Source organism: Fundidesulfovibrio terrae, assembly GCF_022808915.1.
GTDB lineage: Bacteria > Desulfobacterota > Desulfovibrionia > Desulfovibrionales > Desulfovibrionaceae > Fundidesulfovibrio > Fundidesulfovibrio terrae.
This window is the reverse complement of the sequence record NZ_JAKZFS010000001.1, coordinates 1018981-1043937: the sequence shown is the minus strand read 5'-3', so window position 1 is coordinate 1043937 and position 24957 is coordinate 1018981. Positions and strand designations below refer to the sequence as shown.

Genomic DNA, 24957 nt, shown 5'->3' with positions numbered 1-24957 from the left:
CCTTACTCTTCCCAACTCTCCCCTGCCGGCCTGAACTTAGCCGCATCGATTGCCAATCTCTTGAGTATCTTCTGCAGCGACACCCGCTCCAGCCCGGACATCCGGGCCGCGTGGGTGACGTTGCCCTTGCAGCGTTCCATCAGGCTGAGCGCGTACGAGCGGGTGAAGTCGTCGATGACCCGCTCCTTTGCCGACAGGTAGGGCTCGAACCCCACGGCCCCCGTTCCCGGGGCCTTCACCTGGGCGTCCAGCAGGCGCAGCTGCATCCCGGTGATGAACGAGCCGCTGCAGAACACGGCGGCTCGGCGCACGAAGTTCTGCAGCTCGCGCACGTTGCCGGGCCAGGGCCGCGAGCACAGGTAATCCATGGCCTCAGGGGTCAGCTCCTTGCGGCAGGCATCGAGCTCGGAGCAGGTGCGCGTGAGGAAATGCATGGCCAGGAGCGGGATGTCCTGGGAGCGCTCGCGCAAAGACGGCACGCGCACGGTGAGCACGTTCAGGCGGTAGTAGAGGTCCTCGCGGAACTCGCCCGAGGCCATGCGGGCCTCCAGGCGCTGGTTGGTGGAGGCCAGGATGCGCGCGTCCACCCGGACGGATTCGCTGCCGCCCACGGGGCGCACCTCCTTCTCCTGCAGGGCGCGCAGGAGCTTGGGCTGCACGTGCACGGGCATGTCGCCAATCTCGTCCAGCAAAAGGCTCGATCCGTCGGCGGCCATGAAGAGCCCCTGGCGGGCCTTGACCGCGCCGGTGAAGGCTCCCTTCACGTGGCCGAAGAGTTCGGATTCGAGGATGTGCTCGGGCACGGCGGTGCAGTTGAGGCTGACCATGGGCCGCGCGCCGCGCCTGCTCAGAGAATGGATGGTGCGGGCCACGAGCTCCTTGCCGGAACCGGATTCGCCAAGGATCAGCACGGTGTAGTCGTTCTGGGCCACGGCCAGGGTCTCGGCGCGCAGATGGCGCATGGCCGGGCTCTCGCCGATGAGCGAGGGGCGGTTGCCGGGCTCCTGAGCGGCCTGGCGCAGCAGCCGGTTCTCGCGGGCCAGGGCGGAGCGGTCCAGGGCACGCGACACCGTCCGGTAGAGCACGTCCTGGTCCACGGGCTTGGAGAGGAAATCGTAGGCCCCGCTCTTGAGCGCCTTCACCACGCTCTCCACGCTGCCGTGGCCCGAGAGCATGACCACGGTGAGGGCCGGTTCCAGGGTGATGGCCTGCTCCAGCAGGGCGAAGCCGTCCTGGCCGGGCATGCGCACGTCGGTTACGAGCAGCGCGCAGGGGCGCTCCTGGAGCACCTCAAGGGCCTCGGCCGCGCTTGCCCGCACCAGCACGGGGTGGGCGGGGAACCCCTTCTGGATGAGCCGGGCCAGTCCCTTGGCGAAGTTGGTCTCGTCGTCCACCACGAGGATGGCGTCGCTCGAGAGCTGGTCAGTCATCGGATTCCTCCGGGCTGTCGGCCCAGACGGGCAGGTGGACGGTGAATACCGCCCCGCCGTCGTTTGACGCCTCGATATGGCCGCCCAGGCCGCTCACCAGGCCGTAGACCACCGAGAGCCCCAGGCCCGTGCCCTTGCCCACGCTCTTGGTGGTGAAGAAGGGGTCGAAGAGGCGGCTCAGGTTTTCCGTGGGGATGCCGGGGCCGTTGTCGCGCACGATGAGGAGGACCTCCTCTGAAGATTTGTCCTGGCGGGCCTCGATGCTGACGCGCCCGCCGCCTTGCGCCGCCTGCTCTTCCAGGGCGTCCAGGGCGTTCAGGAGCAGGTTGGTGAGCACCTGTTCCAGGGCCGAGGCGTTGGCCCGCACGGGAGCAAGGCCGTCCGGCACGCCGGTCACGATCTCGATTCCGGTCTTGGCGGCCTTGCCCTTGAACACACGGGCGATGAACCGGGCTGCGGGTTCCAGCTCCACCGGCCCCACGGACTCCGGCTTGGGCCTGGCGAAGCGCATGAGGTCCTCGAGCACCTTCTGGGCCTGGAGGGTGTAGCGGATGATGATGTCCAGGTCCGGGGCGTGGGGGCTTTTGCCGTCGTCCCAGAGCAGGCGGGCGTAGCAGAGAATGACTCCCAGGGGATTGTTGATCTCGTGGGCCAGTCCGGCGGAGAGAAGCCCCAGGGCCAGGGACTTCTCGCTCTGCTGGAGCCTGGCCATCATGGTCTTTTCCACGCTGTTGTCGCGGGCGTAGACGATGGCCCGGCCCAGTCCGCCCGGCCCACCCAGGGCCTCCAGCGGATAGGCCCGCAGGATGAGGGAGCGGTTGCCGGGCAGGAGCACCTCTTGGGAAATGGCCGCATCCGAGGCGCTGCCTGTCTCGGCGGCCAGGGCGGCGAAACCCAGAAGGCCCGCGTCTCCGCCCAGGGCCGCCAGGAGCTGGTTGGCGCTCTCGTTGGCGTGGAGCACCTCGCCTGCGCCCGAGAGCAAAAAGAGGGGGTCTGCGATGCCTTCGAAGATGGATTCCAGCACCGTTTTCTGACGCAGCAGGTTCTCCATGGCCTCCAGGTTTTCCAGGGCGATGCCCAGCTGGTGGCCCACGGCCGCGAGCACCTCGCGCTCCCGCGGCGAAAGTTCCACGTCGCCGTCCCAGCGCAGGGACAAGGCGCCGCGCACGGTGCCCGCCGCGTGAACGCCCACCACGGCAAGCCCCGGCCCGAACACGCCCCGCCCGTCGAACAGGGCCTCGCGGTCCGCACCGGAAAGAGGCGGAACAGGTTTCGAGGCGGGCCAGCAGCGCTGGCTCATGGAGTAGAAGCAGCTGAACCCGGCCGCATCCGCGCCGAAGCGCCCGGCCACGGCCTCCAGGGCCCGGTCCAACAAGGCCGCCCGGTCCGCGCCTTTCACGAAAAGTTCCAGCACGTGGAGGAACAGCCGCACGTCGGCGCTGCGGGCGTCGGCCTCTCGCCGGGCCTCGGCGGTGCGCTCGAGCACCTTGCCCTCCAGGTTGACGGCGTAGTCCTTGAGCTGCTGCCTTGCGTCGCGCAGGTGATCGGCGAAACGCTCCATGTCCGCGATCATGCCCTCTATCTCGCCGCCTCCCCGGCGGGGGGGCCGGGGAGGATTGTCCAGGGTGCGCCCGGCCTCGGCAGGGAAGCGGCTGCGCATGAGCGCGGCCAGCCTGCCGATGTTCACAACGGTCATGCGGTCGAAGAACAGGTGGTTGGTGCCGAGAATGAGCGCGCAGCCGCAGGCGAAGACCACAATGAAGCCCGTGAGCACCCGGCTTATGGCCCGGGCCTCGCTGTCCACGGGCATGATGATGCTGTCCAGGCCGGCGATCTCGCCTTCGTGGCGGCCGAAACCACGCTCGGAGCCGTAGCGCGTGAGCAGCACCTTGGGCGCGGCCGAGGGGCTGCCGTGGCAGGACAGGCAGGATTCGTCGAAGACCACGGGACGCGCGGTCAGGAAGTATTCCTGGCCGTCCTGGGTGTAGTAGCGGTTTACCTGGCGCGCCTCGGGATGGGCCTGGAAATGGGCGATGAGGCCGCCCTCCATGGCGTTGGCCCCGTATTCGGGGTTGCGGGGGTCCAGGGCCACACGGCGGTAGGTGAACTTGTCCTTGGCGCCGTTCAAGTCGCTCATGACCTTGCGTGTGACGTAGGAGGTGGACATGGCCTCCATGACGAAGCCGTCCTGGGGCAGGATGTCGAACATTGTGGGGCGCAGGCTCTCGCGCACGTAGGTCTGCATGGCCAGGACGTTGGAGAACACGAGGTCGGCCTTGTCCGCCACCTCGGTCTCGAGAAGCACGCGCAGGTAGTGGTTGAGCGACAGCCCGAAGACCAGGCCGATGCCGAGCATAACGGCCAAGAGCCGCAGGAGGAGCCTGGTCTGGAGTCTGGCTTTCTTCATGACGTGCCTCGGGAGGGGGCGCGCGCCGCGCGGGCGGGGACGCAGCAGGATGCGCCGCAGAGATAGGGCGCACCCCGGCAGGGTGTCAATCGGAGCAGGCGCGCCGCGCCGGGCGGAAAGCTCCGCCCGGCGGGCACGGGATCATTTTTCCGGGACCGGCTCGTGCACCAGGTGCAGCGAGCACGGCAGCTTCTTCAGGAGGCTCCCGGCCGTGTCGCGCAGCACTTCCAGGCCGCGCCGGAAGGGGTGGGCCATGACCAGCATGGAGTAGTCCCCCGCGCCCAGTTCCTTGAGGATCTCCTCCGGCACGCGCCCGGCCGTCACCTTCACGGCCACGTTCTGGTCTCCGGCCTTCTCCAGGAGGAGCCGGGGTACTTCCTCCGACTCGCGGATGTCGTGCCCGGCGGCCCATTCGATGTAACCGCCGCGGCTGTTGGAGCCGGAGAGCCAATCGCTGCCGAGGTAGTCGTGCCAGGTGGCGTCCTGCACGAACAGGGCGGTGAGGGCCTCGCCGCGCTCGCGCGCGATCCTGAGGGCCTCGTCCATGGCCTGGGCCGATTCGTCCAGGGCGAGCAGCACGGCCATTACGGCAGCGTCCCGGACTCGTGGTCCATGACCAGCACGAGGTCGTTCTTCTTGACCGCGTCGCCGTCCTTCCTGGATATGGAGAGGATCTTGCCCGGCACCTTGGCCTGGAAGTCCACCGTGACCACGGCTTCCTGCACCTGGCCGTGCTCGAATTTCTTCTTCTTGGTCTCGTAGGAGAAGAGGACGTCCCCTTCCTTCACGTGGGCGTCCTTGGCGGCTTTCACGGCCACGATCCTGCCATCTGCCGGGGCCTTGATGTCGACCTCCTTCACGAAGAAGGCCATGTAGGTCAGGACGATCACCACCACCAGGCCGGCGAACACGCACCCGGCCAGGTCCTCGTGGCGGTCGGACTTGAATACGGTGAGTTTCTTTTTCTTGTCTTCGGCGGACATGCGTCACTCCTTGATTAGAAAGGCCCTTCCTTGGGGATGAAGAAATAGATGAGAAGGAAGGCCAGGGTGTACTTGGCCGCGCCCGCGATGAGTCCGACCTTGAGGGGCTTGCCGCCCGCGGCCTTGATCTCGCCCAGGTCGATGTAGGCTCCGATGCCCACCAGGCCGATACCGAAGATCCAGCTCATCCAGTCGCGCATGAGCGCCAGGGTGACGGAGCCTTCCTTGCCCAGCATGTCCAGGGAGGACAGTGCGGTCATGCCGAAGAAGCCCAGCACGAAGAGGGGAAACTTGGAGCTCATGATCTGCATGAGGCTGACGTGCTCGGCCTCGGCCTCGCCGCGCCAGTACCAGAGGCAGATGAAGAAGACCACGAAGGGGATCGAGATGACGCGCACCACGTTCCAGATCTCGCCGTAGGCCACGGCCGTGCCCGGGGCGATGGTGGGGTTGAAGGCCAGGCAGGTGGCCAGCACCTGTCCGGAGTTCAGGATGCCCGTGCCCACCCACGCGCCGTACTGGTAGTCGGTGAAGCCCACGGCCTTGCCGATGATGGGGCTTATGAACATGGTCAGGATGCCGAAGCCCAGAATGGTGGCGATGGCCAGGGCCACCTCGGCGGGCTTGGCCCGCACCGTGGGCGAGGTGGCGATGGCGGCGGACACGCCGCACACGCCGCAGGCCGCGCCCATGACGCCGATCATGGAGCGGTCCATGCCGATGCGCTTGCCGAACCACATCACGAAAAAGATGGTGCCGAACACGAAGGTCATAATGAGCGCGATGGCGATGCCACCCACCTTGGCCAGGCCCTGGATGGTGTAGAGCGAACCAAGCATGATGACGCCGGTCTTGATGAACAGCCGCGTGGTGCGGAAGCCCTCGGTCGCCCAGTCCGGAATCTTTCCCCGGAAAAGCAGGTTGCGGTAGAGCATGCCCACGATGATGGCCAGCAGGATGTAGTTGAGGTGCAGCGATTTGACGAGCCACCCGGACTGGCCGAAGAGCACCTGTTTGCCCATCCAGGGCTCGACCCAGGTGCGTAGCGCGTAAAGCGTGAGCACCATCACCACAAGCCCCGGGAGGATGGCGGCGATTTTTGCGAATACGCCTCTGTCTTCCATTTCGCGAAACTCCTTATTTGACGATGAAGACGTTGCAGCGGGCAAGCTCGGCCACCCGCGACGACACGGAGCCCAGGAGCGCCCTGGCCGCCCCGTGCCTGCCGTGGCTTCCAAGCACCGCCACATCGCTGCCGAGATCGGCGGCGCACTCCGCGATGGCCTCGGCCGGGCGGCCGTGCCGGATGTGGACCTGCGCGGATACGCCCCTGCCGGACAGCCCCTGCTCCACCTTGGCCATGAGCCCCCTGGCTTCGGTCGCCAGGCTGGCCGCGATCAAGTTGCAGTCCTCCACGGAGATTTCCTCCGAGGAGAGGCATAGGTCCGGCACGACGCTGACGATGTCGAGTCTGCCGCCAGGGGCGGACGCCAGCGTGACGGCCGCCTCCAGGGCCTTGTCCGCCTGGGGCGAACCGTCGTGGGCCACGAGAACATTCATGTGTTGCCTCCTTGAACTCCGGGTCGTGACGCAACCCCTAGAGCAAGGCCGATGCCACAGCGCATCACCAATTCAACATGCTGAAATGATACGATTCGTTATCTTTTCGACACCCTGGCTGGTGCTAATGGGGAAGGCGTCGGCGCCAACACGCGTTAGCACCAAGGCTCGCCGCATGGCCGGGGGGCACCCTTCCGCCAATATTCTCAAGCGCGGGATTTTCCGCTACGCTCCGGGCCGGGGCGCTGCCGCGCCCCGCCGCGCGGGCACGCGGCGCCAGGTGGAGGGCACGGGGCACTATGAGCGTCATCTTCGATTTCAAGGGCAGGTGCGGGCAGTACTTCCGGAACCTGTTCGACAAGGTACCGAACGCGGCGTGCCTGATCGACAGGTTCGACACCGTATTCACGGTGAACGCGGCGTTCGAACATCTCTTCGGCTATCCGCTGGCCGAGATCGAAGGCAGGTCGCTTCGCGGGCTCATCATCCCCCCGGGCAGGGAGAACGAGCTGGCCGGGATGACCGAGGCCCTGGCACGGCACGGTTCGGCCAGGGTGGAGACCACGCGGGTGCGCCGCGACGGCAGCCTGCTCCAGGTGGTGGTGACCCTCTTCCCGGCCTCCGAGAACCCGGACGACGACCTGATGTTCGCCGTCTACACGGACATCCAGGAACTGCGCGAAACCGAGAAAAGCCTCCAGCAGGCCGAGGACAAGTACCGCTCCATCTTCGAGCACGCCGCCGAGGGCATCTTCCAGACCGCCCCCGAGGGCCGTTACCTGGCCGCCAACCCCGCCCTGGCGCGCATCTACGGCTACGATACGCCCGGCGACCTCATGGACAGCCTGCGCGACATCGAGGCCCAGCTCTACGTGGATCCGGGCCGCAGGGACGAGTTTGTCCAGGCCGTCACCGCATCCGGCCAGGTCACGGATTTCGAATCGCGCATCCGCCGCAAGGACGGCTCGATCATCTGGATCAGCGAGAACGCCCGGGCCGTGCGCGGCGAGAACGGCCAGGTGGCGTACTTCGAGGGCATGGTCTCCGACATCACCGCCCGCAAACAGGCCGAAGAGGCCCTGAAGCGCGAACGAGCCCTTCTGAAGATGCTCTTCGAGGGCTCGCCCCAGGCCATGGTCCTCCTGAGCCCCGAGGGGCGCATCCTGGACGTCAACCCGGCTTTCGTCCGGCTTTTCGGCCACGACAGGCAGGACATCGTGGGGGAATTCAACCGACACCTCATCGTGCCCGAAGACCTCATGGCCGAAAGCGAAAGCTTCTTCAGGACCATCGACGCGGGCCTACCCGTGAGCCGGCAGACCATTCGCAAGGCACGCAATGGCATGCGCATCCCCGTGTCGGTGCTGGGATATCCCGTCGTCATCGCCGGCAGACTCGAGGGCATCTACTACATCTACGAAGACATCACCGAGCGCAAAAACTTCGAGGAGCAGCTCACCCACCAAGCCTTCCACGACGCCCTCACCGGCCTGCCCAACCGCAACCTGTTCACGGAGCGTCTGAGCCGGGCCATGGAGCGCTCCAAGCGCCGCCCCGGCTACCACTTCGCCGTGTTGCTCCTGGACCTGGACCGTTTCAAGCGCATCAACGACAGCCTGGGCCACCTGGCCGGAGACATGCTGCTCAAGGGCATCGCCCGCCGCCTGGAGGCATGCCTGCGCTCCGTTGACACCGTGGCCAGGCTGGGCGGCGACGAATTCGCCGTGCTCCTGGAGGAGTTCGCGTCCACGCGTGAGGTCATCGAGGTGGCCGACCGCATCAAGGAAGTGTTGGACCGCCCGTTCCAGATCTCCGGCAACGAGGTCTACTGCGGAGCCAGCATCGGCATCGTGCTCAGGACCCAGGGCTATTCCACTCCCGAGGAGATCCTGCGCGACTCCGACACCGCCATGTACCGCTCCAAGGAGTCCGGCAAGGACCGCCTGGCCTTCACCCAAAAGATGCGCGAGGCGGCCGTGGAAAACCTGCGCCTGGAAAACGAGCTGCGCCATGGCCTGAAGAACGGCGATCTGGTCCTGCACTACCAGCCCGTGGTGCGCGTGCCGGGCGGCGAACTGCTCGGGTTCGAGGCGCTGGCGCGGTGGAACCATCCTGAGCGGGGCATGATCCCCCCGGCGCGGTTCATCCCCCTGGCCGAGGAAACCGGACTGATCATCCCGCTGGGCGAGTGGGTGCTGGCCGAGGCCATGCGCCAGCTGAGCCTCTGGCGCGAGGAGCACCTCCAGGCCCGGAATCTCTTCCTCACCGTGAACATCTCCAGCAAGCAGTTCCGCCAGACCGACCTGGTGGACGCCGTGCGCCGCAGGCTCTCCAAGCGCCGCATCCCCCCGGAGCTCTTCAAGCTGGAGATCACCGAAAGCGTCATCATGCGCGACGCCAAGAGCTCCGCCGAGAAGCTGGGCCAGCTCAAGGCCCTGGGCATCCAGCTCCTGGTGGACGACTTCGGCACGGGCTACTCCTCGCTGTCCTACCTGCAGCGCTTTCCCATCGACGGCCTCAAGATCGACCGCTCCTTCGTCAGCGGCGACGAGCGCGAAAACGTCGAGATCGTGCGCACCATCGTCTCCCTGGCTCGCACCCTGGAGCTGGACGTGGTGGCGGAAGGCGTGGAGACCGCCGCGCAGCTCGCGAGCCTGGCCGACGCGGGCTGCCAGAGCGCCCAGGGATACTGGTTCGCGCGACCGCTTGACGCCGAGAGCGCCGGGGAGCTCGTCGCGGGCGGGGGAACGCTCCCTTAGGTCCGCGTGCCCCTCGACCCAGCGGACGCGGCGCGGTATCCTCCTCGCGAAGAAAAGACTCGTCCACGGGAGTACAACCATGCCGAGAGCCATCATAGTCGCCCTGTGCATCGTCCTGGCCGCAGCCGCCGCTCGCGCCGAGGAGGTCGACTGCGTCACCACCGAATGGAAGCTGCTGGGGGCCAACCACAAGGTCTGCGTCTACGCCTTCGAGGACCCGGACTTCCCCTGCATAACCTGCTACCTGTCCCAGGCCCGCACCGGCGGCATCTCCGGCACGGTTGGCCTGGCCGAAGACCCCTCCGAGTTCTCCCTGGAATGCCGCCAGATGTGCCCGGTCACGCTGCCGGAGAAGCTGCCAAAATCAAAGAAGGTGTTCTCTGAAGGCACGTCCGCGCTCTTCAAGGACACCCAGATCACCCGCCTCTACGACGCCAAGCGCAGGACGCTGGTCTATCTGGCCATCAGCCGCAAGATCATCGCCGGGTCGCCCAAGAACGCGATCTCAACGGTGGTCGTCAGGTAAGAGAGAAGAAGGGGAAGAGCCTCCGGCGGCCAAAGGAACTTGACTCGGGCCATCCTGGCCCGCGCTCTTGGGGCGCTGCAAAGCAGCGCCCCATTCCGCATCCTGCGCGATGGTCGTTCCTTTGGAATCCTTTATGGCTTCGCGTCGGCAAAATACGTAGTCAGGGTCCCTGGGCTGCCCCCCCAACGGAAGATTCCCATCACATCGTTCCGGGCTGGCCGGACAAAACGCGGGCGCAACGAGCGGCACCGCAAGACTTGTTTTCGGCGGCATGCCGAGCATTCCCAACACTTCTAAGTCGGATTATCTGATTAGCATAGTGTATTGTTTTTATTGATACATCTGAAAATACTTTTCTTTTTAAAGTCCGATAATTTCAGACTGTAAACCAATCCGACATTCCCGGACTATCTTGCCTTGTAATTAATTTATCAAAACATACTGAAATAATTTGCTTTATTTTCGCCAATTTTCAAAACGTAAACTAATCCGACAGAAGAAGACAAAACCATCCATTTCAAAACACCAACTACAAATATTTTCTTGTAAAATCAGCATGTTAACGATGGACCGAAATTTGCTTTCTCCGAACAAAAATCAACTTCCGGGGAATGTATGAAAACATCATCGTCCACAATACTCGGCTTCGCACTTCTGGTTCTCTGCCTCACCTCGGCCCAAGCCAGTGCGGTGTCCTTCAGCGACCCGGCCAAGGTCTGGCCGGGCCTCAAGCACACGCCCGAGCTGTCCACCCAGGACCAGAACGGCGTGCCGGACCTCACCGGCGGAACCTTCACCTACGACAAACACGTGCTGACTGCGATAACGCTCAACTATACCGATCTCCAATACAACACTCCCGGCTGGAACGGCCTCTGGAACGGACTGGCCGCGGGAGACTGGTATTTCGACGTCGACAACGACAACGCCTGGGACTACGTGATCCACAAGGCGAGCAGCAGTTCAGGCTACCACCTGTACGAGTCGTCCGACAAATGGAAGTACGGGACAGCGACCCTCTACGACGCGAACGGCCACTTCACACAGTACAATGCCTTCTACGGCGGCACCGAGAACCGCGACTGGCATCCCACCACCATCCAGGATACGACGCTCCCCTACTCGACCACGAAGAAACACGTCACCACGTACTACAATACGGACGTCGTGGACCTGGGTTCCGTCTCCTACGATGGATGGGACAAGATCGACGATCTTACCAAGGTATCGAGTTCCGTGGCCACAGGCTCCTCTACCTGGGACCTGAGCAAGACCCTCTACGGCGGCATCGACCTGAACGCGTTCAAGGGCCAGAACATCAACTTCGGCTTCACCATGGTCTGCGCCAACGACGTGCTCTTCGACCACACCAGGGTTCCCACGCCCGAACCCGGCACCATGCTCCTGATGGGCGCGGGCGCCCTCTGCGCGGGCCTTGCGCGGGCCCGGAAAAGATTCTTCCGCCAATAACGCCCGTAGTGGCCGCATTCCCCGGACCTGAAAAAAGCCGGGAGCGTTGCAGAACGCTCCCGGCTTCGTTTTGCAGGCCGCTCCCGCCGGTTCAGTGCGTCTGCGCGAGCGAGGCCATCAGTTCCCCCGTGGCTTCCCCGGCCCGCATGAACAGCTGGGCGGCCTTGGGCAGGGCGACCCCCACCTCTCCCAGGTGCGAGCGAGCCTCGCTCCACTGGTTGCGCCAGACCGAGTCCAGAAGCGAGAGGAACCGGGTGAGGGGCTCGCGCCCGTCGCGCACCAGGGCGCGCTTCACCGTGGCCTTGAGGGGCATCGCGTCCACGACTTCCTTCATCTTCATTCCCAGGAGCGCGTCCACGTTGTTCAGGAGGCCCAACAGGTACAGGGTCTCGGCGTCGGCCCCGCCCGGGACGTTCTTGCTGGCCAGCATGGACAGGAAGATCGCGCCGTGCATGGTCCGATAGGAGAGCTCCATGCCCTTGTCGCTGGGGTCCAGGTCGGAGAGCGCCGCAGTCATGGCCCACTTCTTAAGCGTGTCGAGCCCCACCAGCGAGGCCGCCCGAGCGAGCGAATCCACCCGGTTGCCCAGCGAGAAGGCGGCAGAGTTGACGAAATGCAGCAGCCGCACGCTGAGCGCCTGGTCGGTGGAGATGACGTCCACGATGCGCGCAAGGTCCGCATCCTCGTCCGAAAGCAGGCGAATGAGGTTGAGCCTGGCGGTCTTGTGCGAGGATATCTTCCTGCCCACCATGTCCTTGGGGTAGGAGAAGAAGAACCCCTGGAAATAGTCGAACCCCAGGAACTTGCAGCCCTCGAAAGCCTCCCAGCTCTCCACTCGAGACGCGATCAGCCCGCCGTTAAAGCCCGCGAAGGACTTCCTGATCCGGGCCACGGCCTGGCCGTCCATCCCGTCCACGGGCACCTTGAGGTAGTCGGCGATGCCCATCAGCTCCCGCACGCCGGGGCTGTCCGCCGTGTAGTTGTCCACAAGGAAGCAGTAGCCAGCCTCCTTGAGTTCCCGGCATGCGGCCAGGAACTCGGGCTGAGCCGGAGCGTTGCCGGGCACCTCCAGCAGGACCCGCTCCGGCGGCAGCGCCAGGACGTACTTGGACATGATGTTGTCGTAGCCCACGTTGACCGACAGCCTGCCCTTCTTGCCCAGGCGCGAGCTGGCCAGGGAGAAGCCGTCGGCGATGATCCTGTTGGTGGCGTCGTCGTAGTCCGTGATGACCGCGCACTCATCGCCGCGGCAATGCCTGAAGAGCAGTTCGTGCGCGAACACGCCCATTTCGCGCGAGAAAATCGGCTGACTGGCCATGACGAAATCCACGGCCGGAGAATCCGCGCTCGCCCCGGGCGGAAATCCGTTGTCGTGCATGTGGCACCCACGTTGCGTTGGTCTGTTGCGCCCCGGAACGCCGTTGCCCAGCCGGGACCCCCCATCACAAGAACAACAACCGCAACACGGGTCAAGAGCAAAGACAATCCGACCGCACAGGTCCGGTTGCACAGGATTCATTCCGAAATGTGACCGACCCTGGGACCGGTTCAGTCCGTGCGCGCGTCGTCCAGGAAGTCCCACAGGACCGCCACGACGTGCGCCAGGCTCGCGATATCCAGGTATTCGTCGTCGGAATGCTGCGAACCGCCCCCCTGCGCCCCCCAGACCACGCCGGGGATGCCACGCTCCGAGAGGAACCGTGCGTCGCTGGCCCCGTGGGCCTTGGCCGGCCTGGCCCCCTTGGCGCGGCGCAGGAGGCGCTCGAAAAGAGGCGAATCGCCGCTCTGGAACATGATGTCCTGCCGCTCGAGCGCCACCTCGCCCTGCACCGCCGACCGGATTTCCGCCAGCAGGGCTTCGGGATCGTCGTCTTCGGTGTAGCGCACGTCAAGCCAGGCCCTGGCCTCGGCCGGGACCATGTTCACCGCCGTGCCGCCGGCCACCATGCCGATGTTCAGGGTGCGGTTCCAGTGGTCCTCCCGCTCGTGGGCGAACAGGGATTTGAGGGCCGCCAGGTCCGCCATGAGGGCCTCCACGGCGTTGACGCCGAGCCAGGGCCGCGCCCCGTGGGCCGCTTTGCCCCTGGCCGTGAGCACGAGGCGCAGCACTCCCTTCTGCAGCACCACGAGGCTCTGCGGATCGCCGCCGTCCAGGGCGATGGCGAACTCGGCCGACACCCCCTCCAAGGCCCGGCGGGCGCCTCTTCGCCCGCCGACCTCTTCGTCACCGGTGAGCAGGATGCCCAGCGGTGCGGGACCGCCCCGCAAGTGCTGGTGCTTCATGAGCACCATGGCCGTGGCCACGGCGTATTTGTCGTCGATGGCCCCGCGCCCGTGCAGCCTGCCGCTCTCCTCCACGGGCTCGAAAAGCCGCTCCGGGGCGTCCACCACGTCGAAGTGAGCCATGAGAAGCACCCGGCAGCGCCCAGGCTCGGGCATGGCCGATATGCACGCCACGCCCTCGTGCTCCGTGCGCGCCGGGTCCAGGCCGCAGTCAGCGAGCCAGGCGGCGATGAAATCCGCGCAAGCCTTGCGCTGCGCCGGTTGCGAGGCGGTGGAGGGGAAGCGGATGAGCTTTTGTGTCAGGCAGATGATTTCACGCAGCATGGTGTCCATGGGAGCAACATGACCCCATATAGACGAGCCCGCAAGAAATTTCCTACTGTGTCAAGGGGTTGCCACAAAGCAGCGGCTGCATTATTTTGCTGTCTTCCGTAACCGAAACCAGGAGGCCCCCCGAGCATGGATCCGCGCCTGGCGATGTTCAGCCTGCACATCCACAAAGTCCTTTATCAGCGCACACTTGAAGCCCAGGACGGCCGCCAGGAGGCCATCCGGGAACTCATAGGGGCCGTAAGGCCCGACATGAACAGCCAGGCCGCTGCATGCGTGGCCGAGGTCGTACCGCCCCTTCTTCCCGCACTGCACCGGAAGTGGATCGGCATGTTCGTGGAAAAGCTTTTCGAATCCGCCAACCCGCAGCAGATGGAGATCCTCTGCGACGGCTCCGAGGAGAACAACGCCGCCTTGGCCCTGGCCTACGTGATGTTCCTGGAATCGGAGCGCATGGAAAAGGTCATCGCCGACGACCTTGAGCACATTGAGGAACTGGGTGGCGCGGGCATGGCCGAGGTGGCCGCAGCGCTCTGCGCGAGGCTCTCGCGCGTGGAGGAGTCCGTGCTGGAGGCCAGGCAGGCCAAGGCCCGTGAATACAAGGAGAAGCTGGGCTCCAAGGCGACGCACTGACCGGGACTCTCCCCGGTCGCGCCTGCGCCCTCCTCTTGACCATGGGGCCCGGCGGCGTTAAAAAGAATTTCACCAGATGGAGCCCGGGGCCGCAAGGCTCCGGGCCACCCTTTTTTATTTCCGCGTCCCAACGGGACAAGCCGAGGAATCGCAATGCAACAGATCCCCATCTCCGTCCAAGGTTTCAAGCGCCTGGAAAAGGAACTCGAAGAGCTCAAGAAGGAGCGCCCCGGCGTCATCGCCGCCATCGCCGAAGCCCGTGAGGAAGGCGACCTGCGCGAGAACGCCGGCTACGAGGCCGCCCGCGAACGTCAGGGCATGCTCGAAGCGCGCATCCGCTACGTCGAGTCCCGCCTGGCCACCAGCCGGATCATCGATCTGGCCACCCTTGACGGCGACAAGGCCATTTTCGGGGCCACCGTCGAGATCGAAGACGTCAACACCGGCGAGGTCAAGACCTGGACCCTGCTCGGCCCCGACGAGAACGATCCCAGCAAGGGCTCCATCTCCATCCTCTCGCCCGTGGCCCAGGCCATGATCGGCAAGGAGGTCGGCGACGAGATCACCGTGGAAGCCCCGCGCGGCAAGATCCAGTACGAGATCGTCTCCATCTGCTTCAACGGCCCGCAGGAATAGCCAGCGGCGAAAGCGCCATCAGGGGGCCCCGGCGTCGGCCGGGGCCTTTTTCTTTTCCCGGCCCTCACCCAGCCTCGGGAACCTTTTCACGAAGCGCCCCCGTCACCCACTTGCCACATCCCGGCCCATCCTATAGGGATTTTGGGTTTGCCCGAACCGACGGGCGCAAGACAGGCGGATTGGCACCACACAATCTTGAGGAGGCATTCATGAAACGGATCTGGACTCTCGCTCTGGCGCTTCTTTTGTGCGGCTTTACCGGACTGGCCCATGCCGGAGACGGCTCCTGGGACGCGGTCAAGAAGGAAGGCAAGCTGGTCATCGGCCTTGACGACTCCTTCCCCCCCATGGGCTTCAAGAAGGATGACGGCAAGCTCGTCGGCTTCGACATCGACGCCGCCGAGGAATTGGGCAAGCGCCTGGGCATCAAGATCGTTTGGCAGCCCACCGCCTGGGACGGCGTGATCCTGTCGCTCGACTCCAAGAAATTCGACTGCATCTGGAACGGCATGACCATCACCGACGAGCGCGCCGAAAAGGTGCTCTTCACCAAGCCCTACATCATGGACGGACAGATCGTGGTGCTCAAGGCCGACAGCAAGGCCAAGAGCTTCGACGACCTGGCCGGCAAGGTCATCGGCGTGCAGAAGGGCTCCTCCGCCGTGGAAGCCGTGAAGAAGCTGCCCAAGGCCCCCGCCGAGGTGAAGGAATACGACGCCAACCCCAAGGCCTTCCTGGACCTGGATTCAGGCCGCCTCGCCGGCGTGGTCATCGACAACGTCTCCGGCCGCTACTTCGTGGCCACCAACCCCGGCAAGTACAAGGTGCTGCACGGCTTCATCACCAAGGAGCCCTTCGGCGTGGCCTTCCGCAAGGCCGACAAGGACCTGAAGGACATGGTCCAGAAGACCCTCGACCAGATGGTGGCCGACGGCACCATGGCCAAGATCAGCAAGAAGTGGTTCGGCGAGGACATCGCCAACCCCAAGAAGTGGTAAGAGCCGGATAAGAAAAGACAAAGAGCGGGAGGAAACTTCTTGAAAAAAGTTTCCTCCCGCGCCCCCCTCTCACAAACTTTCAGCGGGCTTCGCGTCGTGAGCGGCACAACATCAGTCATCAGGCCCCATTGGGCATTCATCGGACGGCTTCTGGCCGTCCTTGTCGCTGCGTTGCAGCTCGCCGCTGCGATCCCGGCCTTGGCCGCCGACACCGAGACGCTCCTGCGCGATGGCCGCGACGCCATGGCCGAGGGACGCCTCGAGGACGCCGAAGCCTTCTACCTGCAGGTGCCCGCTCCCGCCGGGGACGACGACGAGGGCGAATACGCCGGGGCACGCATGCAGGTGGCCCGCATCCGCATCGCCCGCCACGACTTCGAGGGCGCCATCCAGGCAGCCCGCGACGTCCTGGCCCACTACTCCGAGCACGCCGAAGCCAAGAACCTCATCGTCGCAATCGAGCGCGAACGCATGCCCGCCTGGGAGCGCTTCATCCAGGACTGCCTGCGCTTTCTGCCCTCGCTCGTGACCGGCGCGGGCATGACGCTGCTCCTGGTGTTCTGCACCATCCTCATTTCGCCCCTGGGCGGGCTCATGATCGCGCTGGGGCGCATCAGCACCTACCGGGTGCTGCGCGCGCCGTGCTGGTTCGTGATCTGGCTTTTCCGGGGGACGCCGCTTCTTCTGCAACTCTTCTTCATCTACTATGGCCTGCCGTCGCTGGGCGTGACGCTTAAGCCCCTGTCGGCCGCGCTCATCGGGCTCGGGGTCAACTACTCGGCCTACCTGGCCGAGATCATCCGGGCAGGCATCGAGTCCATCCCGCACGGACAGACCGAGGCCGCCAAGGCCCTGGGCATGACCTACGCCCAGACCATGCGCCGCGTCATCGTCCCGCAGACATACAAGCGCCTGGTGCCGCCCATCGCCAACGAATTCACCGCGCTCATCAAGGATACCGCCCTGGTCTCCACCATCGCCATGGTGGAGCTCATGCGGGCCGCCGACCAGATGTTCAACACCTATTTCAACGTCACGGCCATCATCCTGGCGGGCATGATCTACCTGGCCTTCACCACCGTCTTCACCTTCGTCTTCGAACGCATCGAGGCGCGGGTGGGCATCTATGAGCAACGCTGACATGAACGCCCTCATCGAGTGCCTGAACCTGCGCAAGCGCTTCAGCGAGCACGACGCCCTGGACGACGTCTCCATGACCGTCACCCGCGGCGAAAAAGTGGTCATCATCGGTCCGTCAGGATCGGGCAAGTCCACCCTGCTTCGGGCCATGAACTTCCTGGAGACCATCGACTCCGGCGAGATCCGCTTCGAGGGCAAGAGCGCGGGCTACCGCCACGTGGGCGGCAAGCTGGTGCTGGACAAGCAGGCCAGCCTCTGCGCCCTGCGCACCCAGATCGGCATGGTCTTCCAGCAGTTCAACCTCTTCCCTCACATGACCACTCTGGGCAACGTCATGGAGGGCCCGGTCACGGTGCTGGGCCAGGCCAAGGCCGAAGCCCGCGATTTAGGGATGGAGATGCTCGCCAAGGTGGGCATGGCCGACAAGGCCGACCGCTTCCCGGCGACCCTTTCCGGCGGCCAGAAGCAGCGCGTGGCCATCGCCCGCGCCCTGGCCATGCGCCCCAAGCTCATGCTCTTCGACGAGCCCACCTCCGCCCTGGACCCCGAACTCGTGGGCGAAGTCTTCGAGGCCATCAAGAACCTGGCCCAGGAAGGCATGACCATGGTCATCGTCACCCACAACATGGGCTTCGCCCGCGAGGTTGCCGACACCGTGGCCTTCATGGAGGCCGGACGCATCCTGCTGGCCGACCCGCCAGCCAAGTTCTTCGGCACCGACTGCGAACTGCCCCGGATCAGGGCCTTCATCGACAAGATCATGTGAGGCGGGGCCGCGAAAGGATCGCGGACGGAGGCAAGAATTGAGGCGCCGGAAGCAATGCTTCCGGCGCCTTCTTCTTTTCGTTTTGGAAGACGGAGGCAGGGAGATGAGGCCTCCGGCGGCCAAAGGGACGAGTCCCTTTGGAATCCCCTTTCGGCTTCGCGCCCGGAGCGCTACTTTTTCTCCTGCTTGCCCGCGTTGAAGCAGATGCGCGCCCAGCGGGACGCCTCCAGGTAATCCCTTGCCGCGCCCGAGTGGCTGACCTTCTGTCCCGCGAGGATCGCCCCCACGTCGCACCAGCGGTTCTGGTCCACGCAGCTTAAGAGCTTAAGCCACGGCGAAAGGCTGTTGGTCTCGCCCGTCAGCGCCGCCTTGATGCGCGGGTCCATGGGCATGTTGGCCACCAGCTGGTCCATGGGCTGGCCCAGCATGGCGTCCAGCAGGGAAAAAAGGCCCAGCAGGAACATCGTCTTGGGCGAAAGCGGAGAAGCAGTGGCCCGCGCGGCCAACCGCTCCAGGAAGCTGGCGCGCTGCAGCGACAGATATCCCAGCTCCTCGCCCTTGGCGCTGGCGTCCAGGCTGGCCACCAGGGCCATCATGGCCCAGTGCTTGAACGACGTGTCGCCAAGGATGGCCACGGCGTGCTCGATGGACGTCACCGTGCGCCCGAGACCATGCCCCGGAGAATTGACGAAGCGCAGCAGACGGTAGCTCAACATGGCGTCCTTCTCGATGATGGCCGCCATGTCCTTGAAGGTGGAGTTCTCGTCCAGGAGCTTCTCCATCAGCTCCACGCGCGTGAGCGAACTGGCCGCGAGCTTGCGCCCCTTTACGATCTCGGGCCGGCCGAAGAAACTGCCCTGGAAATAGTCGAAACCGAGCGCCTTGCTGCCTGCGAAAGCCTCCCAGGTGTCCACGTTGTCCACCATGGCCGCCACCTCGAAACCCTTGAGGAACTTGCGCTCCTTGGCCAGTTCCAGGGGCTTTAAGTGGGCCAGGTCCAGGATCACCGTGTCGGCGTGCTTGATGAGCTCTCCGAACGCCTGGCACGAGCCCTGGAAACGCAAGGCCAGCTCGTAGCCGTAGTCGCTGAAGAAAACCAACAATTCAGAAAGATTGTCGCGAGAGCTTTGCTCAGGGCTTATCACCAGCTGGCAGAAGTCCATGGGAAGCATGTGCACTTCCGGCGCGTCGAGCATGACGTCCGGAATGGCGATCATGAGCTTTTCGGACTCCTCCAGCACATGCTGCAGCTCCTGCGCCCCGTCGCTCACCATCCAGGAGAAGGCGTCCGCGTCGACCCGGTCGGTGTCCTGCGACACCAGGCAGGACCGCGCGGCCACATCATGGGCCACGACCTTCTTGTTCTTGTTGAACACGGGATGCCTGGAAAGAAAACAGGCGGCGGTCTCTTGATCTTCCGCTGGTGTCTGCTGGGCCACGGTCATGGGCGCGTCCTGGAGGTCTGGGTGAGGTGGAATCATAAAAAAGACAATATTTTCAAACTATTAAATCCTACATCCTTTCACTTCCAAAGGCAAGAACTAACTGCCGTTTCATGATTGCGCACCTCACCAGGGGAAGGCTGTCCCTCCCTCTTGCCCGACAGCCGGAAATGCCATACTCACGCGCTGAATTCATACCACGCCAGGGAGTCAGTCATGGCCGATTCCGAACGCTACCACCGCATGTACCCCGTCAGCTGGGACCAACTGCACCGCGACTGCAAGGCGTTGTCCTGGCGGCTCATGGCGCTCGGCCCCTGGAAGGGCATCTACGCCATCACCAAGGGAGGCCTCATCCCGGCGGCCATCATCGCCCGCGAACTGGACGTGCGCCTCATCGACACCATCTGCGTCGCCAGCTACGACTGGCAGAAACAGGGCGACTCGGTGAAGGTGCTCAAGGGGGTGGAGGGCGACGGCGAAGGCTGGCTCCTGGTCGACGACCTGGTGGACACCGGCAAGACAGCCAAGACCGTGCGCGAGATGCTGCCCAAGGCCCACTTCGCCACCGTGTACTCCAAGCCCGAGGGACGCCCCCTGGTGGACACCTTCATCACCGAGGTCAGCCAGGACACCTGGATCCTGTTTCCTTGGGATTCGGAGCCCCAGTTCATCCAGCCCATCGCCAAGACGGCGCAGGGGAAATAGGTCTTAAGACGAAGAATGCCTCCGGCTGACAAGGCGAAAAGCCTCCAGCCTTCCCCCGGCAACGGCTTCGCGGGATTCGGGCGAAGCCCCGGCCGGTCAACTCCCTGCTTGCGACACACGAGAAAAAATGCGTAATGGTGATCCCATTGCGCATTTTCATTTTGAAGGAGGCCCGGACATGGCGACCGCGACCGGCGAACAATTGGCCCAGGGCGTTCGGAAAAAGCTGGAGGAACTGAAGAAGGCGTGCGGCGGGATCGACGAGGCCACGGCCTCGCGGGCTCCCTCGGGGCGGTGGTCCCCCAAGGAGATTCTCTCCCACCTCATGGGGCCCGAGGGCACCGGGCACATGCCCCTGCTCCAGGTCTTCCTGGACCAGGACACTCCCACCATCGACCTCGAGGTCGAGAACCCGTTCTTCACGCCCAAGAGGGCCGCGATGACCTTCGCGCAACTGCTTGCGGGGACGGGAAAGGAATACGAGGGAATCGCCGCGTTCGCGGCGGGGCTGACCCCGGAGCAGCTGGACCGGAAAGCGAGCATCCCCATGCTCAAGGACTCGCCGCTGGGGGAATACCCGACCCTGGAACAGATGATCTTCGGCCTGGGGGATTACCATATGCAATTCCACATCGACCATCTGAAGGAGGTCGTGGGAGCTGCCTCGGGCTCATAGGAGCCTCGCCCTGCCGCACCACTGCCGGAAACAAGGACGGCGGGCGCCGGATCGCCTACACGCCGATCCGGCACCCGCCGCATTCGTTATCCCGGGGCAGGCGGTCCGCCCGCCCCGGTCAGGATATCTTCTTCAGGTCAACCTTCCGCCCTGTCCCGTGGCAGGATGGCGTTCAGCAGAACGCCCGCAACGCCGGCCAGGCCGATGCCCTCCAGGTGCACGCCCCAGAAGGAGAAGCTCATCTTGCCCATGCCGAGCACCACGATGAGGGCCACGATGACCATGTTGCGCGGCTTCATCAGGTCCTGGCCGTCCTGCACCAGGGAGTTCAGGCCCACCACCATGATGGCCCCGAACAGAAGCAGCATGATGCCGCCCATGACCGGGGAGGGGATGGTCTGCAGAAGCGCGCCCAGCTTGCCGATGAAGGCCAGGCCCACGGCGGTGACGGCCGCCCAGGTCATGAGCGCCGGGTTGTAGATCTTGATGAGCGACACCGCGCCGGTCACTTCGGCGTAGGTGGTCAGCGGCGGCCCGCCCAAAAAGCCCGCCAGGGTGGTGGCCACGCCGTCGCCCATGAGGGAGCGGTGCACGCCGGGGTTGTCGATGTAGTTCTTGCCGGTAACCGACCCCACGGCCAGGATCGAGCCGATGTGCTCGATGATGGGGGCGATGGCCACGGGCATGATGATCAGGATGGCGTCCATGTTGAAGGTGGGGGCCACGAAATTGGGCAGCTTGAACCAGGGGGCGGCGGCCACGGGGGCGAAGTCCACGATGCCCATGAACAGGCTCGTGGCGTACCCGGCGCCGATACCGCAGAGGATGGGGATGAGCTTCAGTATCCCGCGCCCCTTAATGGCCACCAGCACCGTGACGGCGAGCGAGATCATGGAGATGGTCATGGCCTGGTTCTCGGGGAAGAGCACCGCGGCTCCGTCGCCGGTCTTGCCCATGGCCATGTACACGCCCACCGGGGCCAGGATCAGGCCGATGACCATGATCACCGGGCCGGTGACGATGTGGGGCAGGTAGCGCTGCAGGAAGGCCGTGCCCTTGATCTTGATGAGGAAGGCGAACAGCATGTACATGATGCCGACCGAAGCCAGCCCGCCGAGCGTCGCCGCCATGCCGTGGTTCTTCATGCACAGCATGATGGGCGCAATGAACGAGAACGAGGACCCCAGGAAGATGGGGATGCGGAACTTGGTCAGCACCTGGTAGATGAGCGTGCCTATGCCTGCGGTGAACAGGGCCACGTTGGGGTCGAGCCCGGTGAGCAGGGGCACGAGCACCAACGCGCCGAAGGCCACGAAGAGCATCTGCGCGCCCACGGGGAAGTCGCGCACCCTGAGCTGGTAGTCGGTGGGAAGGGTCTGGGCCATGAACAGCGCTCCTTATTTCGTGCCGAAGATTTTGTCGCCCGCGTCACCCAGCCCGGGCAGGATGTAGCCGACGTCGTTCAACTTCTCGTCGATGGCGGCCACGTAGACGTGCACGTCGGGGTGGGCGGCCTCGAGCCGGGCCAGCCCCTCGGGCGCGGCCACCAGGAACAAACCCTTGATCTTCTTGCAGCCTGCTTCCTTGAGCAGGTCGATGGTGGCGATGAGCGTGCCGCCGGTGGCCAGCATGGGGTCGAGGATGAGCGCGGTGCGCTTGTGGATTTCCTTGGCCAGCTTCACGTAGTAGCGCACCGGGGCCAGGGTCTCCTCGTTGCGGTACATGCCCACCACGCTGACCTTGGCGCTGGGAATCATGTCCAGCACGCCGTCCATCATGCCCAGACCCGCGCGCAGGATGGGCACCACGGTGATCTTCTTGCCCTTGATCTGCTCCACCTCGACTTCGCCGTTCCACCCCTTGATCATCTTCTTTTCGGTCTTGAGGTCCTTGGTGGCCTCGTAAGTGAGCAGCCGTCCCACTTCGTTGGCCAGATCGCGGAAGTTGTTGGTGCTCACGCCGTCTTCGCGCAGGATGCCCAGCTTATGCCTGACCAGGGGATGGTCGACCACTGTTACCGGCATGATCCACTCCTTATTTGTTGACGTTATGGGTACAAACGCGCGATTTTTTGCAGAACGGGCGAATATGGTCAAGACCGGAGTTGACAACTCTCGGAAAAGGACTACATGTCCGTCTGGCGCTTACGCGCCCCGGCATGCCGCCTGCGAGGCGAGGGCCAGCTGCAAGCCCCGTCCATCCCAATCAGACTGTTCCTGCCGAACCGAATATTCCCCCGTGTGAGCCTTCCTGACCGTGTTTGCAGCAAAGCGCGTCACGCCTGCTCATCGCTTTGCAACACGAACCCAAGGATTTCCTTTGCAATTCGACTCTTTCGATTTTCATGCTTCCGTTTCCGCCAACGTCAAGGCCATGGGTTATGAAACCCCCACCCCCATCCAAGCCGAAGCCATCCCCCATGTCATGGAAGGCCGCGACGTGATGGGCCTGGCCCAGACCGGCACCGGCAAGACCGCCGCGTTCCTGCTGCCCATCATCGACAGGTTTCTCAAGAATCCCAAGCCTATGCGCGGATCAGCCCGCGCTCTGGTCATCGCCCCCACCCGCGAACTGGCCGAACAGATCCACGAGAGCGCCCGCGAGCTGACCAAGGGGATGCGTTTCCGCTCCGTCACCGTGTACGGCGGCGTCGGCCTCGGGCCCCAGGCCAACAACCTGCGCCGCGGCGCCGACCTGGTGGTCGCCTGCCCCGGCAGGCTGCTGGACCACCTGAACCAGGGCAACGCCAACCTCTCCGGCGTGGAGACCCTGGTGCTGGACGAAGCCGACCACATGTTCGACATGGGTTTCTTGCCCGACATCAAGAAGATCCTGGCCAAGCTGCCCGCCGAGCGCCAGACGCTTCTCTTCTCGGCCACCATGCCCGACTCCATCCGGGGCCTGGCCAATGAGACCCTGAACGACCCGGCCACGGTGCGCATCGGCCGCACGGCCCCGGCCTGCACCATCGAGCAGTGCCTCTACCCCGTGCAGCAGCACCTCAAGACCAAGCTGCTCCTGACCCTGCTGGAAGAAAACAAGGAAGGCTCCGTGCTGGTGTTCACCCGCACCAAGCACCGCGCCAAGCGCCTGGCCGAACAGCTGGGCCGCTTCGGGCACCAGTCCTCCTGCATCCAGGGCAACCTGTCCCAGACCCAGCGCCAGAAGGCCATGGACGGCTTCCGCACCGGCAAGTTCCGCGTGCTGGTGGCCACCGACATCGCCGCGCGCGGCATCGACGTGTCCCGCGTGGCCCACGTCATCAACTACGACCTGCCCGACACCCCCGAGACCTACACCCACCGCGTGGGCCGCACCGGCCGCGCCGAGCGCGAAGGTCAGGCCCATTCGCTCATGACCAGCGAGGACGTGTCCATGGTCAAGGCCATCGAGCGCCTGCTGGGCAAGCCCATCGAACGCCGCAAGGTGGAAGGATTCGACTATACCGCCGCCGCTCCCGAGCGCGACATGGAGTTCCATCGTCCGCCCCTGGCGGGCGGCCGTGGCGGCCAGTCCCGCAACGCCAGGCCCGCCTCCGAGGCCCAGGGCGACTCCGGACAGGCCCGCCGTCCCCAGGAGCGCCGCGAGCGCTCGGGCGGCCCCGCCGGCTCCTCCAAGCCCCGCGCCAACTGGGGCCAGCCCGGCAACCAGGAAAAGATCGGCAACGCCTGGAACGCCTCCGGCGACCAGCCCCGAGGCAGGAGCCCCCGCGCCCCGCGCCAGGGCGGCCAGGGAGCCTACGGCCAGGCGGCGAACTACTCCCAGCCCTCCTACGGCACGTACGGACGCTACGAAGCCGAGATGGAGCACGAGATGATCCAGCGCCAGTACGGCGCCATCGCCGAGGGCGGCCAGGCCGCGCGCGAGGCCGATGGCAACCGCGCCGGGAACACCACCCGCGCTGCCGCCAGCGGCAACGGACAGGACGCCCGGACCCGCGACAACCGCCCCAGGCAGCCCCGTTCGGGCGGCAATGCCGGCGGCTTCTACGGACGCACCCCCGAGGGCGCTTCCGGAAACCGCGCCAACGCCCAGGGCAAGGACCGTCCCGGCTACGACCGCCCTGCCCGCTCCCGCAACCGCCAGGGCGGCGGCAACGGGCAGGCCGCCTAGGCCTTCCGGGCGACCGCAGCTCCCAGAGAATACAAAACCCCTTCCGGCCAAGCCGGAAGGGGTTTTTCAATTGCATGAAAATGCATAAAATATAAAT

At 64.9% G+C, this 24957-nt stretch carries 22 protein-coding genes; 11 read left to right on the top strand and 11 right to left on the bottom strand.

Annotated features, from left to right (window positions below; all coding sequences use genetic code 11):
- Positions 1-2 precede the first annotated feature (2 nt).
- The 6 genes from ML540_RS04770 to ML540_RS04745 form a co-directional block, all read right to left on the bottom strand.
- A complete protein-coding gene (locus ML540_RS04770; protein WP_243358853.1) occupies positions 3-1430 on the bottom strand; it encodes a sigma-54-dependent transcriptional regulator in 1428 nt (475 codons plus the stop codon).
- Positions 1423-3837, bottom strand: a complete 2415-nt coding sequence (locus ML540_RS04765) for a c-type heme family protein (RefSeq protein WP_243358852.1) — start codon at positions 3835-3837, stop codon at positions 1423-1425. The genes ML540_RS04770 and ML540_RS04765 overlap by 8 nt, the downstream gene beginning before the upstream one ends.
- Positions 3838-3978: 141 nt before the next feature.
- Positions 3979-4422: a universal stress protein gene (locus ML540_RS04760; RefSeq protein ID WP_243358851.1), complete on the bottom strand. Its 444-nt coding sequence runs from the start codon at positions 4420-4422 to the stop codon at positions 3979-3981.
- A complete protein-coding gene (locus tag ML540_RS04755; protein ID WP_243358850.1) occupies positions 4422-4820 on the bottom strand; it encodes a biotin/lipoyl-binding protein in 399 nt (132 codons plus the stop codon). Before ML540_RS04755 ends, ML540_RS04760 begins: the two co-directional genes overlap by 1 nt.
- A 14-nt stretch (positions 4821-4834) precedes the next feature.
- A complete protein-coding gene (locus ML540_RS04750) occupies positions 4835-5944 on the bottom strand; it encodes a YeiH family protein (protein ID WP_243358849.1) in 1110 nt (369 codons plus the stop codon).
- 13 nt (positions 5945-5957) lie between these two features.
- Complete coding sequence (locus ML540_RS04745) at positions 5958-6380, bottom strand: universal stress protein (RefSeq protein ID WP_243358847.1); 423 nt, start codon at positions 6378-6380, stop codon at positions 5958-5960.
- Between the two features lie 299 nt (positions 6381-6679).
- On the opposite strand from ML540_RS04745, the gene ML540_RS04740 reads away from it, so the two are divergent.
- The 3 genes from ML540_RS04740 to ML540_RS04730 all read left to right on the top strand — a co-directional run bounded on the left by ML540_RS04740 (position 6680) and on the right by ML540_RS04730 (position 11135).
- Entirely contained in the window at positions 6680-9139 is a 2460-nt protein-coding gene (locus ML540_RS04740; RefSeq protein ID WP_243358846.1) for a sensor domain-containing protein, read from the top strand.
- A gap of 79 nt (positions 9140-9218) precedes the next feature.
- The gene (locus ML540_RS04735) at positions 9219-9665 is read left to right on the top strand and encodes a CreA family protein (protein WP_243358845.1); all 447 of its coding nucleotides are present in this window, start codon (positions 9219-9221) and stop codon (positions 9663-9665) included.
- A gap of 615 nt (positions 9666-10280) precedes the next feature.
- Positions 10281-11135 carry a PEP-CTERM sorting domain-containing protein gene (locus tag ML540_RS04730; protein ID WP_243358844.1) on the top strand — a complete coding sequence of 285 codons (855 nt, stop codon included), beginning with the start codon at positions 10281-10283 and terminating at the stop codon, positions 11133-11135.
- A gap of 91 nt (positions 11136-11226) precedes the next feature.
- Here ML540_RS04730 and ML540_RS04725 read toward each other — a convergent pair whose 3' ends face one another.
- Both ML540_RS04725 and ML540_RS04720 read right to left on the bottom strand, forming a co-directional pair.
- On the bottom strand, positions 11227-12453 hold the full coding sequence (locus tag ML540_RS04725; protein WP_243358843.1) for an EAL and HDOD domain-containing protein: 1227 nt from the start codon (positions 12451-12453) through the stop codon (positions 11227-11229).
- A gap of 230 nt (positions 12454-12683) precedes the next feature.
- Complete coding sequence (locus ML540_RS04720) at positions 12684-13751, bottom strand: M20 family metallopeptidase (RefSeq protein WP_243358842.1); 1068 nt, start codon at positions 13749-13751, stop codon at positions 12684-12686.
- A 126-nt stretch (positions 13752-13877) separates the two neighbouring features.
- Here ML540_RS04720 and ML540_RS04715 point away from each other — a divergent pair, with 126 nt between their 5' ends.
- The 5 genes from ML540_RS04715 (at position 13878) to ML540_RS04695 (ending at position 17921) form a co-directional block, all read left to right on the top strand.
- Entirely contained in the window at positions 13878-14381 is a 504-nt protein-coding gene (locus tag ML540_RS04715; RefSeq protein WP_243358841.1) for a hypothetical protein, read from the top strand.
- Between the two features lie 153 nt (positions 14382-14534).
- Positions 14535-15017 (top strand): transcription elongation factor GreA, encoded by a 483-nt coding sequence (gene greA, locus ML540_RS04710; RefSeq protein WP_243358840.1) that lies wholly within the window; start codon positions 14535-14537, stop codon positions 15015-15017.
- Positions 15018-15226: 209 nt separating this feature from the next.
- Positions 15227-16015, top strand: a complete 789-nt coding sequence (locus ML540_RS04705; RefSeq protein WP_243358839.1) for an amino acid ABC transporter substrate-binding protein — start codon at positions 15227-15229, stop codon at positions 16013-16015.
- 96 nt (positions 16016-16111) lie between these two features.
- Complete coding sequence (locus tag ML540_RS04700) at positions 16112-17155, top strand: amino acid ABC transporter permease (protein ID WP_243358838.1); 1044 nt, start codon at positions 16112-16114, stop codon at positions 17153-17155.
- A gap of 1 nt (position 17156) precedes the next feature.
- Positions 17157-17921, top strand: coding sequence for an amino acid ABC transporter ATP-binding protein (locus tag ML540_RS04695; protein WP_243359646.1), 765 nt, complete (start codon positions 17157-17159; stop codon positions 17919-17921).
- A 170-nt stretch (positions 17922-18091) separates the two neighbouring features.
- Here ML540_RS04695 and ML540_RS04690 read toward each other — a convergent pair whose 3' ends face one another.
- Complete coding sequence (locus tag ML540_RS04690; RefSeq protein ID WP_243358836.1) at positions 18092-19366, bottom strand: EAL and HDOD domain-containing protein; 1275 nt, start codon at positions 19364-19366, stop codon at positions 18092-18094.
- A 213-nt stretch (positions 19367-19579) separates the two neighbouring features.
- Here ML540_RS04690 and gpt point away from each other — a divergent pair, with 213 nt between their 5' ends.
- Positions 19580-20071, top strand: coding sequence for a xanthine phosphoribosyltransferase (gpt, locus tag ML540_RS04685; protein ID WP_243358835.1), 492 nt, complete (start codon positions 19580-19582; stop codon positions 20069-20071).
- Positions 20072-20249: 178 nt separating this feature from the next.
- Entirely contained in the window at positions 20250-20747 is a 498-nt protein-coding gene (locus ML540_RS04680) for a maleylpyruvate isomerase (protein WP_243358834.1), read from the top strand.
- A 137-nt stretch (positions 20748-20884) separates the two neighbouring features.
- Here the strand turns inward: ML540_RS04680 and ML540_RS04675 are convergent, their stop codons facing one another.
- On the bottom strand, positions 20885-22132 hold the full coding sequence (locus ML540_RS04675) for a uracil-xanthine permease family protein (protein ID WP_243358833.1): 1248 nt from the start codon (positions 22130-22132) through the stop codon (positions 20885-20887).
- A 12-nt stretch (positions 22133-22144) separates the two neighbouring features.
- Entirely contained in the window at positions 22145-22771 is a 627-nt protein-coding gene (upp, locus tag ML540_RS04670) for a uracil phosphoribosyltransferase (protein WP_243358832.1), read from the bottom strand.
- A 295-nt stretch (positions 22772-23066) separates the two neighbouring features.
- Here upp and ML540_RS17925 point away from each other — a divergent pair, with 295 nt between their 5' ends.
- Positions 23067-24860 carry a DEAD/DEAH box helicase gene (locus ML540_RS17925; RefSeq protein ID WP_341482623.1) on the top strand — a complete coding sequence of 598 codons (1794 nt, stop codon included), beginning with the start codon at positions 23067-23069 and terminating at the stop codon, positions 24858-24860.
- Positions 24861-24957 lie beyond the last annotated feature (97 nt).

Bases quoted from the DNA above. Each gene is read 5' to 3' on its own strand.
- ML540_RS04770 (WP_243358853.1), bottom strand. From the start codon at position 1,430: ATGACTGACCAGCTCTCGAGCGACGCCATCCTCGTGGTGGACGACGAG.
- ML540_RS04765 (WP_243358852.1), bottom strand. From the start codon at position 3,837: ATGAAGAAAGCCAGACTCCAGACCAGGCTCCTCCTGCGGCTCTTGGCC.
- ML540_RS04760 (WP_243358851.1), bottom strand. From the start codon at position 4,422: ATGGCCGTGCTGCTCGCCCTGGACGAATCGGCCCAGGCCATGGACGAG.
- ML540_RS04755 (WP_243358850.1), bottom strand. From the start codon at position 4,820: ATGTCCGCCGAAGACAAGAAAAAGAAACTCACCGTATTCAAGTCCGAC.
- ML540_RS04750 (WP_243358849.1), bottom strand. From the start codon at position 5,944: ATGGAAGACAGAGGCGTATTCGCAAAAATCGCCGCCATCCTCCCGGGG.
- ML540_RS04745 (WP_243358847.1), bottom strand. From the start codon at position 6,380: ATGAATGTTCTCGTGGCCCACGACGGTTCGCCCCAGGCGGACAAGGCC.
- ML540_RS04740 (WP_243358846.1), top strand. From the start codon at position 6,680: ATGAGCGTCATCTTCGATTTCAAGGGCAGGTGCGGGCAGTACTTCCGG.
- ML540_RS04735 (WP_243358845.1), top strand. From the start codon at position 9,219: ATGCCGAGAGCCATCATAGTCGCCCTGTGCATCGTCCTGGCCGCAGCC.
- ML540_RS04730 (WP_243358844.1), top strand. From the start codon at position 10,281: ATGAAAACATCATCGTCCACAATACTCGGCTTCGCACTTCTGGTTCTC.
- ML540_RS04725 (WP_243358843.1), bottom strand. From the start codon at position 12,453: ATGGCCAGTCAGCCGATTTTCTCGCGCGAAATGGGCGTGTTCGCGCAC.
- ML540_RS04720 (WP_243358842.1), bottom strand. From the start codon at position 13,751: ATGGACACCATGCTGCGTGAAATCATCTGCCTGACACAAAAGCTCATC.
- ML540_RS04715 (WP_243358841.1), top strand. From the start codon at position 13,878: ATGGATCCGCGCCTGGCGATGTTCAGCCTGCACATCCACAAAGTCCTT.
- greA (WP_243358840.1), top strand. From the start codon at position 14,535: ATGCAACAGATCCCCATCTCCGTCCAAGGTTTCAAGCGCCTGGAAAAG.
- ML540_RS04705 (WP_243358839.1), top strand. From the start codon at position 15,227: ATGAAACGGATCTGGACTCTCGCTCTGGCGCTTCTTTTGTGCGGCTTT.
- ML540_RS04695 (WP_243359646.1), top strand. From the start codon at position 17,157: ATGAACGCCCTCATCGAGTGCCTGAACCTGCGCAAGCGCTTCAGCGAG.
- ML540_RS04690 (WP_243358836.1), bottom strand. From the start codon at position 19,366: ATGACCGTGGCCCAGCAGACACCAGCGGAAGATCAAGAGACCGCCGCC.
- gpt (WP_243358835.1), top strand. From the start codon at position 19,580: ATGGCCGATTCCGAACGCTACCACCGCATGTACCCCGTCAGCTGGGAC.
- ML540_RS04680 (WP_243358834.1), top strand. From the start codon at position 20,250: ATGGCGACCGCGACCGGCGAACAATTGGCCCAGGGCGTTCGGAAAAAG.
- ML540_RS04675 (WP_243358833.1), bottom strand. From the start codon at position 22,132: ATGGCCCAGACCCTTCCCACCGACTACCAGCTCAGGGTGCGCGACTTC.
- upp (WP_243358832.1), bottom strand. From the start codon at position 22,771: ATGCCGGTAACAGTGGTCGACCATCCCCTGGTCAGGCATAAGCTGGGC.